This is a genomic window from Enterobacter sp. PL_is514 (genome assembly GCF_055816715.1).
On sequence record NZ_JBVPGN010000034.1, the window covers coordinates 72,791 to 88,035 of the forward strand.

Annotated in this window: 17 protein-coding genes; 8 read left to right on the plus strand and 9 right to left on the minus strand. The window is 59.8% G+C overall.

Annotated elements, in window-relative coordinates:
• The first annotated feature begins 4 nt into the window (after nt 1–4).
• The 7 genes from ihfA (at nt 5) to selO (ending at nt 5,782) form a co-directional block, all read left to right on the plus strand.
• Entirely contained in the window at nt 5–304 is a 300-nt protein-coding gene (gene ihfA / locus AC0TNG_RS15945; protein WP_003857805.1) for an integration host factor subunit alpha, read from the plus strand.
• A gap of 103 nt (nt 305–407) precedes the next feature.
• Complete coding sequence (gene btuC / locus AC0TNG_RS15950) at nt 408–1,388, plus strand: vitamin B12 ABC transporter permease BtuC (RefSeq protein WP_024909430.1); 981 nt, start codon at nt 408–410, stop codon at nt 1,386–1,388.
• Nucleotides 1,389–1,422: 34 nt separating this feature from the next.
• On the plus strand, nt 1,423–1,974 hold the full coding sequence (locus tag AC0TNG_RS15955) for a glutathione peroxidase (protein WP_024909429.1): 552 nt from the start codon (nt 1,423–1,425) through the stop codon (nt 1,972–1,974).
• A complete protein-coding gene (gene btuD / locus AC0TNG_RS15960; RefSeq protein ID WP_024909428.1) occupies nt 1,974–2,729 on the plus strand; it encodes a vitamin B12 ABC transporter ATP-binding protein BtuD in 756 nt (251 codons plus the stop codon). The genes AC0TNG_RS15955 and btuD overlap by 1 nt, the downstream gene beginning before the upstream one ends.
• Nucleotides 2,730–2,803: 74 nt before the next feature.
• Nucleotides 2,804–3,268, plus strand: a complete 465-nt coding sequence (locus tag AC0TNG_RS15965; RefSeq protein ID WP_023335377.1) for a C40 family peptidase — start codon at nt 2,804–2,806, stop codon at nt 3,266–3,268.
• Nucleotides 3,269–3,561: 293 nt separating this feature from the next.
• Nucleotides 3,562–4,278, plus strand: coding sequence for an EAL domain-containing protein (locus tag AC0TNG_RS15970; RefSeq protein WP_024909427.1), 717 nt, complete (start codon nt 3,562–3,564; stop codon nt 4,276–4,278).
• 61 nt (nt 4,279–4,339) lie between these two features.
• On the plus strand, nt 4,340–5,782 hold the full coding sequence (gene selO, locus AC0TNG_RS15975; RefSeq protein ID WP_473712746.1) for a protein adenylyltransferase SelO: 1,443 nt from the start codon (nt 4,340–4,342) through the stop codon (nt 5,780–5,782).
• A 43-nt stretch (nt 5,783–5,825) separates the two neighbouring features.
• Here selO and AC0TNG_RS15980 read toward each other — a convergent pair whose 3' ends face one another.
• The 5 genes from AC0TNG_RS15980 to AC0TNG_RS16000 are packed head-to-tail and all read right to left on the minus strand — an operon-like array spanning nt 5,826 to nt 10,600.
• A complete protein-coding gene (locus AC0TNG_RS15980) occupies nt 5,826–6,596 on the minus strand; it encodes a 3-hydroxybutyrate dehydrogenase (RefSeq protein ID WP_024909425.1) in 771 nt (256 codons plus the stop codon).
• A gap of 10 nt (nt 6,597–6,606) precedes the next feature.
• Complete coding sequence (locus tag AC0TNG_RS15985; RefSeq protein WP_198313996.1) at nt 6,607–8,001, minus strand: GntP family permease; 1,395 nt, start codon at nt 7,999–8,001, stop codon at nt 6,607–6,609.
• A gap of 41 nt (nt 8,002–8,042) precedes the next feature.
• Nucleotides 8,043–9,224: an acetyl-CoA C-acetyltransferase gene (locus tag AC0TNG_RS15990; RefSeq protein ID WP_473712747.1), complete on the minus strand. Its 1,182-nt coding sequence runs from the start codon at nt 9,222–9,224 to the stop codon at nt 8,043–8,045.
• Between the two features lie 9 nt (nt 9,225–9,233).
• Nucleotides 9,234–9,890, minus strand: a complete 657-nt coding sequence (locus AC0TNG_RS15995) for a CoA transferase subunit B (protein ID WP_048991575.1) — start codon at nt 9,888–9,890, stop codon at nt 9,234–9,236.
• 2 nt (nt 9,891–9,892) lie between these two features.
• Nucleotides 9,893–10,600, minus strand: coding sequence for a CoA transferase subunit A (locus tag AC0TNG_RS16000; protein WP_048991574.1), 708 nt, complete (start codon nt 10,598–10,600; stop codon nt 9,893–9,895).
• A gap of 140 nt (nt 10,601–10,740) precedes the next feature.
• On the opposite strand from AC0TNG_RS16000, the gene AC0TNG_RS16005 reads away from it, so the two are divergent.
• Entirely contained in the window at nt 10,741–11,634 is an 894-nt protein-coding gene (locus AC0TNG_RS16005) for a LysR family transcriptional regulator (RefSeq protein ID WP_194266105.1), read from the plus strand.
• Here the strand turns inward: AC0TNG_RS16005 and AC0TNG_RS16010 are convergent.
• From AC0TNG_RS16010 to chuS, 4 genes are read right to left on the minus strand one after another with little or no spacing between them, the layout of a single operon-like run.
• Nucleotides 11,631–12,410: a heme ABC transporter ATP-binding protein gene (locus AC0TNG_RS16010; RefSeq protein WP_290094787.1), complete on the minus strand. Its 780-nt coding sequence runs from the start codon at nt 12,408–12,410 to the stop codon at nt 11,631–11,633. The two genes, AC0TNG_RS16005 and AC0TNG_RS16010, sit on opposite strands and share 4 nt — an antisense overlap.
• Nucleotides 12,403–13,395: a FecCD family ABC transporter permease gene (locus AC0TNG_RS16015; protein ID WP_048991572.1), complete on the minus strand. Its 993-nt coding sequence runs from the start codon at nt 13,393–13,395 to the stop codon at nt 12,403–12,405. Before AC0TNG_RS16015 ends, AC0TNG_RS16010 begins: the two co-directional genes overlap by 8 nt.
• Nucleotides 13,395–14,216, minus strand: coding sequence for a heme/hemin ABC transporter substrate-binding protein (locus AC0TNG_RS16020; protein WP_473712748.1), 822 nt, complete (start codon nt 14,214–14,216; stop codon nt 13,395–13,397). The genes AC0TNG_RS16015 and AC0TNG_RS16020 overlap by 1 nt, the downstream gene beginning before the upstream one ends.
• On the minus strand, nt 14,213–15,241 hold the full coding sequence (gene chuS / locus AC0TNG_RS16025; protein ID WP_473712749.1) for a hematinate-forming heme oxygenase ChuS: 1,029 nt from the start codon (nt 15,239–15,241) through the stop codon (nt 14,213–14,215). Before chuS ends, AC0TNG_RS16020 begins: the two co-directional genes overlap by 4 nt.
• Nucleotides 15,242–15,245 lie beyond the last annotated feature (4 nt).

Here is a 15,245-nt window from a genome sequence, read left to right on the forward strand (position 1 = left end):
ACCTATGGCGCTTACAAAAGCTGAAATGTCAGAATATCTGTTTGATAAGCTTGGGCTTAGCAAACGGGATGCCAAAGAGCTGGTAGAGCTGTTTTTCGAAGAGATCCGTCGTGCTCTGGAAAATGGTGAGCAGGTAAAACTCTCCGGTTTTGGCAATTTTGATTTGCGAGACAAAAACCAACGTCCGGGCCGCAACCCGAAGACGGGGGAAGATATTCCCATTACAGCCCGCCGCGTGGTGACCTTCAGACCCGGCCAGAAGTTAAAAAGCCGTGTCGAAAACGCAACGCCCAAAGCAGAGTAATATGAACTAACTAAAAAGGCCGCCCACGCGGCCTTTTTTCTTTGCGCTCTCCGGCAAACCCGCCGTAAAATCAATTACATCTCACGCTACTAAAACCGTACACATGCTTGATTATGCCCATCGCCAGCACCGTTCCGATAAGCGTCGCCTGCTTTTGCTGGTGCTATTGCTCATTATCGCCGCGGCCGTGAGCCTCTGTGCCGGAGACCGATGGATAGGGCCTGAAAGCTGGTGGGGGCCGGACGGGCAGCTCTTCGTCTGGCAAATTCGCCTGCCGCGCACCGTCGCGGTGGTTCTGGTGGGGGCCGCGCTGGCGCTGTGCGGCACCATTATGCAGGCGTTGTTCGATAATCCGCTGGCGGAGCCCGGGCTGCTTGGCGTGTCGAACGGGGCAGGCGTGGGGCTGATTGCGGCGGTGATGCTGGGCGGGGGAGAACTCTCCGGATGGAGTATTAGCCTGAGCGCTATTCTCGGCGCATTACTGATCACAGCGATCCTTCTTCGCTTCGCCAGACGGCACTTATCGACCAGCCGTCTGCTGCTTGCCGGCGTGGCGCTGGGGATCATCTGTAGCGCGTTGATGACCTGGGCGGTCTACTTCTCAACATCCTTTGACCTGCGTCAGCTGATGTACTGGATGATGGGCGGCTTTGGGGGCGTTGACTGGCACCAGGGCTGGCTGATGGCGCTGCTGGTACCGGCCATCGTGTGGGCTGCCCTGCAGGCGCAGCCGTTGAATATGCTCGCGCTGGGTGAAACCTCTGCCCGCCAGCTCGGCATGCCGATTGGGTTCTGGCGTAATGTGCTGGTGATCGTCATTGGCTGGCTGGTTGGCGTCAGCGTGGCTCTGGCGGGCGCGATCGGTTTTATCGGGCTGGTTATTCCGCACATGCTGCGTCTGTGGGGCCTCACGGACCATAGGACTCTGCTTCCGGCCTCGGCGGTCGCCGGGGCCGTCACGCTGCTGGTGGCCGATATCATCGCCCGGCTAGCCCTGACGGCCGCAGAGCTGCCGATTGGCGTGGTGACCGCCACGCTGGGCGCGCCGGTCTTTATCTGGCTACTATTAAAAGCTGGACGTTAAATCAACTAGCCGTAAGACAACCTGAGGGAATGCTATGCAGTCAACTATCCTGAATACTGAAGTGACCACCATTGACGGCGAGAAAACCACGCTGGAAGGCTACAAAGGCAACGTGTTGCTTGTCGTCAACGTGGCATCCAAATGTGGCCTGACGCCGCAGTACGAGCAGCTGGAAAACATTCAGAAGGCCTGGGAGAAAGACGGTTTCACCGTACTGGGCTTCCCGTGCAACCAGTTCCTCGGCCAGGAGCCGGGCAGCGAAGAGGAGATCAAAACCTTCTGCAGCACCACCTATGGCGTGACGTTCCCGATGTTCAGCAAAATCGATGTCAACGGTGAAGACCGCCATCCGCTGTATGCGAAGCTTATTGCTGCCGCGCCGAAGGCCGTTGCGCCGGAAGGAAGCGGTTTTTATGAACGCATGGCCAGCAAAGGCCGCGCGCCGCTTTACCCGGACGATATCCTGTGGAATTTTGAAAAATTCCTGATTGGTCGCGACGGCCAGGTCGTTCAGCGTTTTTCACCGGATATGACCCCTGAGGATCCGATCGTCATGGAATCTATCAAGCTGGCGCTGGCGAAATAATGTCATTGCTGATGCAGCTCACGGACGTTGCCGAGAAGGGGCGTCTGGAGGCGATATCCGGTGCCGTCAATGCGGGAGAAATTCTGCATCTCGTCGGGCCAAACGGTGCGGGGAAGAGTACGCTGCTGGCACGGATGGCAGGCATGACCGACGGAGAAGGGCAGATAACGCTGCTGGAGCATACGCTCGCCGACTGGTCGCCGGTCTCGCTGGCGCATCGGCGCAGTTACCTCGTGCAGCAGCAGATGCCGCCCTTTGCGATGCCGGTCTGGCACTATCTGATGCTGCATTTGCACGACAAACAACAAACGTCACTACTGACGGACGTGGCCGCGGCTCTGGGGCTGGAAGATAAACTGTCCCGGCACGCCAGCCAGCTTTCCGGCGGAGAGTGGCAGCGGGTTCGCCTGGCGGCTGTCATCCTTCAAATCCACCCGGCCGGCAATCCTCACGGGCGGATGCTGCTTCTCGATGAGCCCATGAGCGGTCTGGACGTGGCGCAGCAGGCGGCACTGGATACGCTGTTAAGCACCCTGAGCCGAAAAGGCATTGCCGTGGTGATGAGCAGCCATGACCTCAACCACACCCTGCGTCATGCCCACCGGGTATGGCTGCTCTCGAAGGGAAAGATGATCGCCAGCGGTGCGCGGGATCAGGTTCTTACGCCACCCCATCTTGCCCGCGCATACAACATGTCGTTCCGCAGGCTGGATATAGAAGGACATAAGATGCTGATTTCTACCGGGCAGGCGTAACCGTTTCTTGCCTGTGAGCACAATTGCACGCTAAATTACGAAAAGAACAATAAAAGCAGAGGATTCGTCTGAAAATGCGATTCTGGTTTCTCCTGATGGCCACACTCTTTCTTGCGGGATGCAGTAGCCATCGTGCGCCGCCGCCTAACCCACGGCTTTCAGATTCGATCACCGTTATTGCCAGCCTTAACGATCAGCTGAGCAACTGGCGCGGCACGCCTTATCGTTACGGCGGCATGAGCCGCGGCGGTGTGGATTGCTCCGGCTTCGTTCTGATGACGTTTCGCGATAAGTTTGATTTACAGCTTCCGCGAGAAACGCGCAAGCAGGCAGAAATCGGCACTGAAATTGATAAAGACGATCTTCTCCCCGGAGACCTAGTTTTCTTCAAAACTGGTTCGGGTGAAAGCGGTCTTCACGTGGGCATATATGATACAGACAATCAGTTCATTCACGCCTCGACCAGTCGCGGGGTGATGCGCTCCTCTCTTGATAATGTTTACTGGCGTAAAAATTTCTGGCAGGCACGACGTATATAGTCTTTGTCGGATACTTCTCTTATGACGGCATGATAAGAATAAATCATGCCGTTTTTTCTCAAATAAGATGCTTAAAGTTAAATTTACCTAAAATTAGCGAATCCTGCATGTGTCTGTTTTATCTAAAACTGGCTATTATTCTGCAACCAGGATAAAATTATTTTAGATTCAGGGATAAATCTGAAAATTAATACGGAACTAATGAAATTAATCTTATTAAAATCAAGACAGTGGAATTGTGTCGGCAATTGCTCCAGGATGTCCTCTCTCATCTTTAATGCGGGGCGAGTGCAATGATTATTACGCTAGATAATGCTTACCAGTCTGAACTGCTGCTTCTGCCTGCCCGTAATAGCGCAGGTGAGCTGAAAGGTTTAGAAATTCTGGTTAACTTTACTGGCGTCGGCAGCAATGTGCGGATCCCCACTGAGCTTGTTATCCCTCGGCTTTCAGCGGCTGAAGAGTTAGCGCTGTTTGACGAAAAACTGCAATTGCTTGATACCTGTAAACTGTTTTTTATTCAGCATCAGTTAATTGCATGGATCAATATTACACCTGCAATAGTTGAATTTTTATTAAGTAATGGAAACGCTGTTTCAATCCTTGAGCGTTATCCGTTTCTTGAGTTTACTGTTAATGAGAATTATCCAGGTTTAAATAACGGAAAGGACGACCTGCAGCTGGCGAGAATGGCAATCCATTTCCCGTTGGTCCTGGCAAACTTTGGTGCAGGCGCCGCCTCGCTCAAAGCGGTCTATGACGGATTATTTAAACGGGTCATCCTTGATAAAGGATTCATTCAGCAGCGTGCCCCGGAGCTCTCTTTTGAGCCTTTTATGCGCGCCATCCTCTGGCAAATCACGCCTCACTGCCAGTCAGTGATTGTCTCGGGCATTGACGACCACGGCCTGTTGCAGCGCGTTTTGTCCTTCAATTTTGGTGCAATGCAGGGGGCTCTCTGGCCAGCCGTCTCTGCAGAACACGTCACTACGCTGGTTCAGCAGCGATAACCCTTGCTTTCGCCCGTGTTTAAGTCCGGGTAAACCCTCTACACTAAAAGCAGGAGGACTTATGACCCTGTCTTTTACTGCTCACTGGCATGACGAGTTGCCTGGCTTTTACACCGCACTCAAACCTACACCGTTACACAATTCACGCCTTATCTGGCATAACGATTTGCTGGCTGAAAAACTGGCTATTCCGCCTGAGCTGTTTCAGCGTTCAGAGGGCGCTGGCGTCTGGGGCGGTGAAACGCTTCTTGCCGGTATGCAGCCTCTGGCTCAGGTCTATAGCGGACATCAGTTTGGCGTCTGGGCGGGACAGCTGGGCGACGGCAGGGGGATCCTGCTCGGCGAACAACAGCTTCCCAACGGGGAGACGGTTGACTGGCACCTGAAAGGCGCGGGCCTGACTCCCTATTCGCGGATGGGCGACGGGCGCGCGGTACTGCGTTCAACGATTCGCGAGTGCCTGGGCTCCGAGGCGATGCATGCCCTGGGTATTCCCACCACCCGCGCGCTGTCGATCGTTACCAGCGATACCCCGGTTGTGCGTGAAACCGTGGAAAAGGGCGCAATGCTAATGCGTATCGCGCAAAGCCATTTGCGCTTCGGTCATTTTGAGCATTTTTACTATCGTCGCGAGCCGGAAAAGGTGCGCCAGCTGGCTGACTTTGCCATTCGTCACCACTGGGCACATTTGCAGGACGAGGCGGATAAATACGTTCTCTGGTTCAGGGACGTGGTGGCTCGTACCGCAACCCTGATTGCCCGCTGGCAAACGGTAGGCTTTGCCCATGGCGTGATGAATACGGACAACATGTCGCTTCTCGGGTTGACCTTTGACTACGGTCCTTTTGGCTTCCTGGATGATTATCAGCCTGGGTACATCTGCAACCACTCCGACTATCAGGGGCGCTACAGTTTTGACAATCAGCCCGCGGTGGGCCTGTGGAACCTGCAGCGGCTTGCACAAACCCTGTCGCCGTTTATCGACGTTGATGCCCTGAATGATGCCCTCGACAGCTATCAGGAGATCTTGCTGCGGGAATATGGCACGCTGATGCGCAACAAGCTGGGGCTGGTGACGCAGGAGAAGGGCGATAACGACATCCTCAATGGCCTGTTTGCCCTGATGGCGCGCGAGGGCAGCGATTACACGCGCACCTTCCGGATGCTGGGGCAGACGGAGCAGTACAGCGCCGCCTCGCCGCTGCGCGATGAGTTTATTGACAGACCGGCGTTTGACGACTGGTTTGCATCCTACCGCACGCGGCTGCAGCAGGAGCAGGTGGATGACGCCGCCCGCCAGACGCAGATGAACGCGACGAACCCCGCGATGGTGTTGCGCAACTGGCTGGCGCAGCGGGCGATTGAGCAGGCAGAGCAGGGCGAGTACGACGAGTTACACCGTCTGCACGTGGCGTTGCGCACGCCGTTTGCCGATCGGGACGACGACTACGTCAGCCGCCCGCCTGACTGGGGCAAGCGGCTGGAGGTCAGCTGCTCAAGCTAGCGATTTTTGCCGGGCGGCGGCGTCGCCTAACCCGGCCTGAACATCACTGCGCGACCCAGCCGCCATCCATATTCCACGCGGCGCCGCGAACGTTCACGGCGATGTCGCTACACAAAAACAGCGCCAGTTCGCCCAGCTGCTCCGGGGTGACAAACTCGCCCGAAGGCTGTTTTTCTGCAAGGAGCAGATCGCGAGCCTGCTCCGGCGGTACGCCCTCAGCGATACGTTTGTCGATCTGCTGCTGCACCAGAGGCGTCAGCACCCAGCCGGGACAGATCGTATTGGCGGTAATGCCGGTGCGCGCGGTTTCCAGCGCCAGCGATTTCGTAAAGCCCACTACGCCATGCTTGGCGGCCACGTAGGCCGACTTCTCTTTTGACGCGACCAGTCCGTGAACGGAGGCGATATTAATGATGCGCCCCCAGTTTTTCTCGCGCATGGCGGGCAGCGCCAGCCGGCTGGTATGAAACACCGAGGAGAGATTAATGGCGATAATGTCGTTCCATTTCTCCACCGGAAACGCGTCAACCGGGGCGACATACTGTATCCCGGCATTGTTGACAAGAATGTCCACGCCGCCAAACTGCGATTCGGCGTAGCGCATCATGGCTTCAATTTGCAGCACGTCACGCAGGTCTGCATCGTGATAGCCCGGCTTTTTGCCCAGTTGCGCAATCTCTTCTCGTGCTGATTCGCTGTCGCCGAAACCGTTGAGGATCAGCTGCGCCCCGGCCTTCGCCAGCACGCGGGCGATCCCCAGACCAATGCCGCTGGTCGAGCCTGTCACCAGTACGGTCTTACCGTTCAGATTCATCTTTCTCTCCTTACACAATGCCGGTCAGATAGAACACGGCAATGACAAAAAGCACTGCCAGACTTTTAATGATGGTGATAGCGAAAATGCCGCCGTAGGCCTGGCGATGGCTCAGGCCGGTAATCGCCAGCAGGGTAATCACCGCGCCGTTATGGGGCAGCGTATCCATACCGCCGCTCGCCATTGAGGCCACGCGGTGCAGCACCTCAAGCGGGATATTGGCGGCGTGGGCGGCGGCGACAAACGAGTCGGCCATGGCGGCGAGGGCAATACTCATCCCGCCGGATGCCGAGCCGGTGATCCCCGCAAGCACCGTCACGCTGATGGCTTCATTCAGCAGCGGATTCGGAATGGCCGCTAGCGCGTGGGATAACACCAGAAAACCGGGCAGGGCGGCGATAACCGCGCCGAAACCGTATTCCGAGGCGGTATTCATCGCCGCCAGAATGGCACCGCTCACCGCGGTCCGGCTGCCTTCAGCCAGACGCCCCCGGATATTGCGAAAGCCAAAAATCAGCACCAGCACGATACCTGAGATCAGTGCCGCTTCCACGGCCCAGATGGCGGTGATCTTGCTCACCTCGGTCACAATCGGTTTCGCCAGACCTGGCAGCGTAAGCTCGTGGGTCGTGCCGTACCAGCCGGGGATCCAGCGGGTAAACAGCAGATTCAGTATGCCCACTACCAGCAGCGGGGAGATAGCAATCAGCGGGTGAGGGAGATTAATGTTGTCCGGCGTCTCCGGTTCATTTTTCAGTTCCGTGCCGTAACCCTCGTTGTTGCTGAGCGCCTTACGACGCTGGCGCTCCAGCCAGAGCAGGCCAAAAAAGATAATAAACAGCGAGCCAATCAGCCCCAGCCACGGCGCGGCCCAGGCGTTGGTACCAAAGAAGCTGGTGGGGATAATGTTCTGGATCTGCGGCGTGCCGGGCAGGGCATCCATGGTAAACGAAAATGCCCCCAGCGCCACGGTGGCCGGTATCAGCCGTTTAGGAATGCCGCTCTGGCGGAACAGTTCCGCGGCGAACGGATAAACCGCAAACGCCACCACGAACAGCGACACGCCGCCGTAGGTTAACAGCGCGCACACGAGAACAATTACCGGGATCGCGTGGCGACGGCCGAGGATCTGAATCGCCGCAGCGACGATGGACCGTGAGAAACCGGAAAGCTCAATCAGTTTGCCAAACACCGCTCCCAGCAGGAACACCGGGAAGTAGAGCTTGACGAAGCCGACCATTTTTTCCATAAACAGGCCGGTAAACGTCGGGCCGACGGCGCCCGGGTCGGTCAGCAGCACGGCGCCGAGCGCCGCAATCGGCGCAAACAAAATCACGCTGTATCCGCGATAGGCCGCCAGCATCAGCAGCGCCAGCGCCGCCAGGGCAATTAATACACTCATCACGACTCCTCACTGTCATTATTATTCGGGTACCAACGAGATGTTTAACGCTCAACGGTCAGGGCAATGCCTTGCCCGCCGCCTACGCACAGGGTGACGAGCCCTTTGTTAACGTCACGGCGCTGCATTTCGTGCAGCAGCGTCACGAGGATACGGCAGCCGGAGGCGCCAATCGGATGACCGAGGGCGATAGCGCCGCCGTTAACGTTCACCTTTTGCGCATCCCAGCCGAGCTGCTTGCCCACCGCCAGCGCCTGGGCGGCAAAGGCTTCATTGGCTTCAATGAGGTCCACGTCATCGAGCGTCCAGCCCGCCCGCGCCAGCGCGGTCTGACAGGCGCTGACCGGAGCGATGCCCATCACCGACGGGTCAACGCCCGTCACGGCATAGCTCACGATGCGACCGAGGATCGGCAACCCGCTCTCCCGCGCCTTTTCACCACTCATCAGCAGCACCGCAGCGGCGCCGTCGTTGAGCGTGGAGGCATTTCCCGCCGTGACCGTGCCTTCCTCCTGCAAAAAGGCGGGGCGCAGCTGCGCAAGCTGCTCAGCGCTGGTCCCTGGCCGGGGCTGTTCGTCACGGCTGACGATAAGCGGCGGTTTTTTACCCTGTTTCACCGTCACCGGCGCTATCTCGGTGTCAAAGCGACCCGCTTCGATGGCGGCGGCCGCTTTTTGCTGCGACCGGGCGGCAAAGGCGTCCTGCTGCTCGCGGGAAATGTCATTCTCACGGGCGACGTTTTCAGCGGTGCTCCCCATGTGGTAATCGTTGAACGCGTCCCACAGACCGTCGGTAATCATGCTGTCCTGCAGGCCCGTATGGCCAAAACGCAGCCCTGAACGTGCGCCGTCCAGCAGATAAGGGGCATTGCTCATGCTCTCCTGACCGCCAGCGATAACCACATCCGCGTCGCCGCAGCGGATCGCCTGCGCGGCGAGCTGCACCGCTTTCAAGCCCGCACCGCAGACCAGGTTGACCGTTGTCGCTGGAGTACGGACGGGCAATCCGGCGTTGATGGCCGTCTGGCGCGCAGGGTTTTGTCCGCATCCCGCCGTCAGCACCTGACCGAAAATCACCTCATCTATCGTCTCAGCTGGAAGACCGCTGTTCTCCAGCAGATGACTCACCGCTATGGCCCCCAGCTCAACCGCTGAAAGGGAAGATAGCGATCCGCGAAAACTGCCAATGGGGGTTCGCGTTGCCCCGACAATCATGACCTCTTTCATCGTAAGTCCTCAGCTGAAGCGCATCTCGCGAACGTCGTCCGCCACAATTAATTTTCCGGCGGTCTTAGCCGCAATGTCGTCGATACTGACGCCGGGGGCGTATTCCCGCAGGATGAACGCGCCGTCCGCGATCTCGAGCAGCGCGAGGTCGGTTAAGACCCGGCGGATGCAGCCCGCGCCCGTGAGCGGCAGCGTGCAGCGCGACAGCAGCTTTGATTCACCGCTTTTTGACGCGTGGGTCATTACCACAATGATGTTCTGCGCCCCGGCGACGAGATCCATCGCGCCGCCCATGCCCTTCACCATCTTTCCGGGGATCATCCACGAGGCGATATTGCCCTCGACGTCCACCTCAAACGCGCCCAGCACGGTCAGGTCAACATGGCCACCGCGGATCATGGCAAACGACTGGGCCGAGTCGAAAATGGCCGCGCCCGTCCGTGCGGTCACGGTCTGTTTACCGGCGTTGATCATGTCGGCGTCGAGGCTCTGCTCGTCAGGAAAAGCCCCCATCCCCAGCAGTCCGTTTTCCGACTGGAGCATCACGTCCATTCCTTCCGGAATGTAGTTCGCCACCAGGGTAGGGATACCAATCCCCAGGTTGACGTAATACCCGTCGCGCAGCTCGCGGGCGACGCGCATGGCCATCTGTTCACGGGTTAACATCGTCACACTCCTTCCGCGCGCAGCGTGCGCTGTTCAATGCGTTTTTCAAACTGGCCGACAATCAGCCTGTCGACGTAAATGCCCGGGGTATGAATGGCCGACGGGGGCAGCTCGCCCGGGGGAACAATCTCTTCCACCTCGACGACCGTTATCCTGCCCGCCGTTGCCATCAGCGGATTAAAGTTTTGCGCGGTATGCCGGTAGACGACGTTGCCGTACCAGTCCGCTTTCCAGCCCTTGATCAGCGCGAAATCACCGGTAATGGCCTCTTCAAGGATGTAATGCTTACCGGCAAACTGGCGCACGTCTTTGCCGGCAGCCACGGGCGTGCCATAGCCGGTGGCCGTGTAAAATGCCGGAATGCCCGCGCCGCCCGCGCGCACCTTTTCCGCCAGCGTGCCCTGAGGCGTGAGTTCAATCTCCAGTTCACCGCTCAGCACCTGCCGCTCGAACAGCGCATTCTCGCCGACGTAAGAGGCCACCACTTTGCGAACCTGCCGCGTTTCGAGCAGGAGCCCGAGACCGAAACCGTCCACGCCGCAGTTGTTTGATACCACCGTCAGATCTTTCACCTGACGGCGTCTGACCTCTGCAATCAGGTTCTCCGGAATCCCGCACAGGCCGAAGCCGCCCGCCAGCAAAGTCATCCCGTCCGTCAGCCCATCCAGCGCCTGCGCATAGCTGTCGACGCGCTTATCCAGTCCCGCCATCGTCATTCCTCCTCTTAACCGTGGCGGTATCATTAGGGGCGGCGACTCATTTGTTAATTTTGAATTTGTGACCCACTCATTTGGTTTTTTTATTAATTTCCTGTTAACTAAATTTTTTCAATTAGTTAACAGGATGAAAAATGAGAATGAGTGTCAAACAGTTACGCGCGTTTTTAGCGGTAGCTCACACTCTGAATTTCGCCCACGCCAGCGAACGGCTGAATCTCTCCCAGCCGGCCCTGAGCCTGACGATTAAAGCGCTGGAGGATGCGCTGGGCGGACCGCTGCTGCAGCGGAGCACGCGCAAGGTCGCGCTGACGCAGGAGGGCGAGACGTTTTTGCCGATGGCGCGGCAGCTGCTTGCCGACTGGGATAACGTCGAAGAGGCGATGCACCAGTGCTTTACCCTGCAGCGCGGTAAAATCTCGGTCGCGGCGATGCCGTCGTTTGCCGCGAATGTTCTGCCCGAGGTGCTAAAAGCGTTTCGCGATCGCCATGCCGGGATCAACGTCACCGTGCATGACGTGATTAACGAGCAGGTGATTGAGATGGTGCGGGAAGGGCGGGTCGAGATGGGCATCGCCTTTGAGCCCGCGCCCACGCACAACCTGCTGTTTACCCCGCTGGGCCTCGACCAGTTTGTGGCCATTGTGCCGAAAGATTCCCCGCTGGCGGGCAAAAAACGCCTGACATGGGAAGCGCTGCTGACGCTGGATTTCATCACCCTGCAGCGCCCGTCGGCGGTGCGTCTGATGATGGAAGAGGAGCTGGCGCGAAGCGGCAGAAAGCTGGACGTCGCGCTGGAGAGCCATCAGCTGGTGACGGTCGGGCGGATGGTCGCAAGCGGGCTGGGCGGCAGCGCCGTACCGGCGCTGTGCAAGACGCAGATGGCGTCGCTGGGCGCGGTCTGTATTCCGCTGGACAGTCCGCCCATTGAAAAGTGTATCGGAGTGATCCATCCCGGGCACACGCAGCTTTCAAAAGCGGCGCATGCCCTGCTGGAAACGCTGAAGGATTTTTACCAGCCCGATTAAGGGGCGAGAAACACCTGCGGCGCGGCGTGAGCCGGGTGCCTGCCGACGTGAACCTGTGCGCCGTACCAGCGCGCCAGCGCATCGGCCTGCAAAACGGTTTCCGGTGCTCCCTGGGACACGATTGTGCCGCCATGCAGCAGCAGGATGCGGTCCGCCCACAGCGCCGCCAGGTTGAGGTCGTGCAGCACCGCGCACACGTGCAGATGTCCCCGGCTGGTCAGGGATTTCAGCAGGCGCAGGAGATGCTGCTGGTGATAGAGATCCAGCGCAGAGGTGGGTTCATCAAGGAACAGCCAGCCGCGCGGGGCACCGTCGCACCAGAGCTGAGCCAGCGCGCGGGCGAGCTGAATGCGCTGCTGCTCGCCGCCGGAGAGTGCGGCAAACTGCCTGCCCGCCAGCGGTAAACAGCCGGTGATGGCCATAACCTCCTCAACAACCGACGCTTCTGGCGTGCGGGTCCAGGGCGCTCGCCCCATACCGACCACCGCCTCAGCCGGCCAGTCAAATCCGAGCTGCGTGTTCTGGCGCATCACCGCCCGGTAGCGGGAGAGCCTGTCCGGCTGCCAGGCCGCAAGCGGTGTGCCCGCCAGGCTGCACCGTCCGCCCGCAGGTTTAAGGTAGCCGGTCAGCAGCCGCAATAGCGTCGATTTTCCGGCGCCGTTGGGGCCAATCAGCGCCACCAGCTCGCCCTGAGATAAGGTCAGCGACACGTCGTTAATCAGCGTGCGTTGTCCGGCGCGAAAAACAAGGTTTTCTGCACAGTAGCGCTCAGCCATGCGCACCTCCGCGACGAAAGATAAGCCACAGGAACCACGGCGCGCCGAGAAGGCTGGTCAATAAGCCAACCGGCATTTCCGCCGGGGCGACGAGGCTGCGCGCCAGCGTATCGGCCACCAGCAGGAGTAGCGCACCGGCCAGCACCGAGCCGGGGAGCACGGCCCGATGGTCGGCCCCCAGCCACATGCGCACCAGGTGCGGCACCACCAGGCCGACAAAGCCGATCACGCCGCTGACCGCCACGGCGGCGGCCACCAGCAGGGCGCTGCACAGCAGCAGGATCCGCTGCACGGCGGCAACCTCCACGCCGAGGTAGTGCGCCTCTTCATCGCCCAGCTGCAGCAGGTTGAGGGGCCCTGCCAGACGCCAGATCGCCAGCAGGGTGGGGATCATCAGAGACGCGACGGCCAGCAGCGTCGACCACTGCGCCTGGCCGAGACTGCCCATTCCCCAGAGGGAAAGCTGGCGAAGCTGGGCATCATTGCTGAGCCATGACAGCACGCCGACGGCGGCGCCGCACAGGGCGTTGATGGCAATCCCTACCAGCAGCAGGCGCGACAGGGAAGCGTCACGCTGCCGGCTGAGCAGGAAAATCACGAAGGTGGCGGCCAGCGCACCGAGAAACGCCGCCAGCATCGGGGCATACAGCATCACCAGGGCAGGCAGCGAGAGCGGAAGCACCACCCATAGCGCAACGGCGAGCGCCGCGCCGCTGCTGATGCCGAGCAGGCCCGGGTCCGCCAGCGGGTTGCGGAACAGCCCCTGCATCACGCAGCCTGCCAGCGCCAGTGAACCGCCGATCGCCAGCGCCAGCAGCACGCGAGGCAGGCGGATCGTCAGCCAGATCTGGCGCAGCGCCTCGTCGCTGCCGTCCCACAGCAGGCTGGCCGGCAGGTGTAATGCCCCAACCCCGGTCGCTGCGAGCGTCATGACGGTCAGGATCGCGGTCAGCATCCATAACGATAAGGCTATCCGCCGGGACATCAGGGCAGTTGCTCCGCTTTGGCACGTAGCTGCCGGATGGCTTCCGGCGTTCGCACGCTGAAGCCCAGCAGCGCCATATCGTCAATTGCCAGCACCTGCCTGTTCCGTCCTGCCGGGGTTTGCGCCAGACCGGGCAGTTTCCACAGATTCGCTTCACCGCCAAGGGCGTTGATCCCGTCCTGCGAAATTACCACAAGGTCAGGCTGGCTGGCGATTGTGCCCTCCTGAGACAGCGGCTGATAGCGGGTGAACCCCTGCATGGCGTTCTGCAGGCCCGCCGCACGAATGGCCGCGTCCGCGCCGGTTTGTTGTCCGGCAGCCATGGCGGTCATCCCGCCGTGGTTAAGAATAAACAGCACCCGCTTATTGAGCGATGACGCGGGAAGCGCCGACAGCGCCTGGCGCAGCGTGCTGCGCAGGACCTCTCCCTCGGCCTCTCGGTGCGTCGCTTCAGCGACGATCCGCACCTTTTCATCAATGACGTTCAGGTCGTTACCGGCAGGAATAGCGATGACCCGGACGTGGCTTTGCTCAACCTGCTTTAGCGCCAGAGACGGCTGCGCCTGGGCGCTGGCCAGCACCAGCGTGGGGCGCATGGACAAAATCCCCTCCGCATTGAGCTGGCGCAGATAGCCCACGTCAGGCAGGTCGTTCGCCGCCTGCGGCCACTGGCTGGTGCTGTCGCGGGCCACCAGCGAAGACGCCGCGCCGAGGGCGTAGACGATCTCGGTGACGTCGCCGCCGAGGGTAACGATTTTCTCCTGCGGCGCAGCAGACGCCAGCAGGGGCAGGGCGCTGAGCAGGGCAAGCCACCGTTTCATGCCGCCAGCCCTTTCGCCGTTAAGGCGTCAATCTGGCTGCGCCACTGGTTCTGCTCCGGTTCGCCTTCCGTACGCTGGCCGTACAGCTGGGCGATCTGCGTTCCATCGGCGGCAAACAGCTCCAGGCTGGTGACATGCCCGTCAGCCGTCGGCTTGCGCGTGACCCACGTCTCCGCAATGGCGTCTTCCAGCAGGTGCAGGGTAAAGGTTGGGTTAAAGATGTTCAGCCAGCCTTTCATCGGCGTCAGCTTTTCCACCGCGCCGGTGAAAATCTGCACGCAGCCGCGGTTGCCTACGAAGACCATGATTTCGTTACCGTCCCGGCGCGCCGTTTCCAGCAGCTGCGCCAGCGCGGTGTTTTCTACCCGGCAGGCCAGATCGTCACCCACCAGGCGAAACGCCTGCTGGCGGCTGAGGTTATGGCGCTTGAGCAGGCTGAAGAACTGATGAACGTCGGTCATGGCGCGCCACTCGTTATCCACGAGAGCAGCCTCCGCATTTTCCGCGTGAGCAGGCGCATCGGGGACCTTCAATGCCAGCGGCGGGTTGTCGGCAAAGATAAAGCGGGTCAGCACGTCGCCCCAGGCGGAAACGTCGGTGTTATCCGTGGCGTAGACCTTCAGCAGGGCATCGCCCTGGTGGTCGAAGAACTGAATGCTCTGCCGCTCGCCGCGGGCGGTGGCTTCACTGATGTGAAACGCGCTCGCCCACTGGTTGAGGAACAGGCGCAGATCCAGCGCGCGCGGGTTCAGCACCAGCCCGGCGTGGCCGTTCAGGTGCTGGTTGGTGAAGTTCCCGACCTGTTCGTGAACGGCGTAGTCATTGCGGCAGATACATTTGGTTTCGCCCACCGCCTCCAGCGCGCCCAGGATCTCGCGGATGTCACCGCGCAGTCGCCAGGCGTCGTGACCCACGCGGGCAAAGGTCAGTTCTGCTTCACTGATGTTCATTAACCCCGCGACGTCGCGCGCGTACTTACCCGGATTGGCTTCTTTTAGCTCAAGCCAGCGAGTGTAGTGATTCATTGTC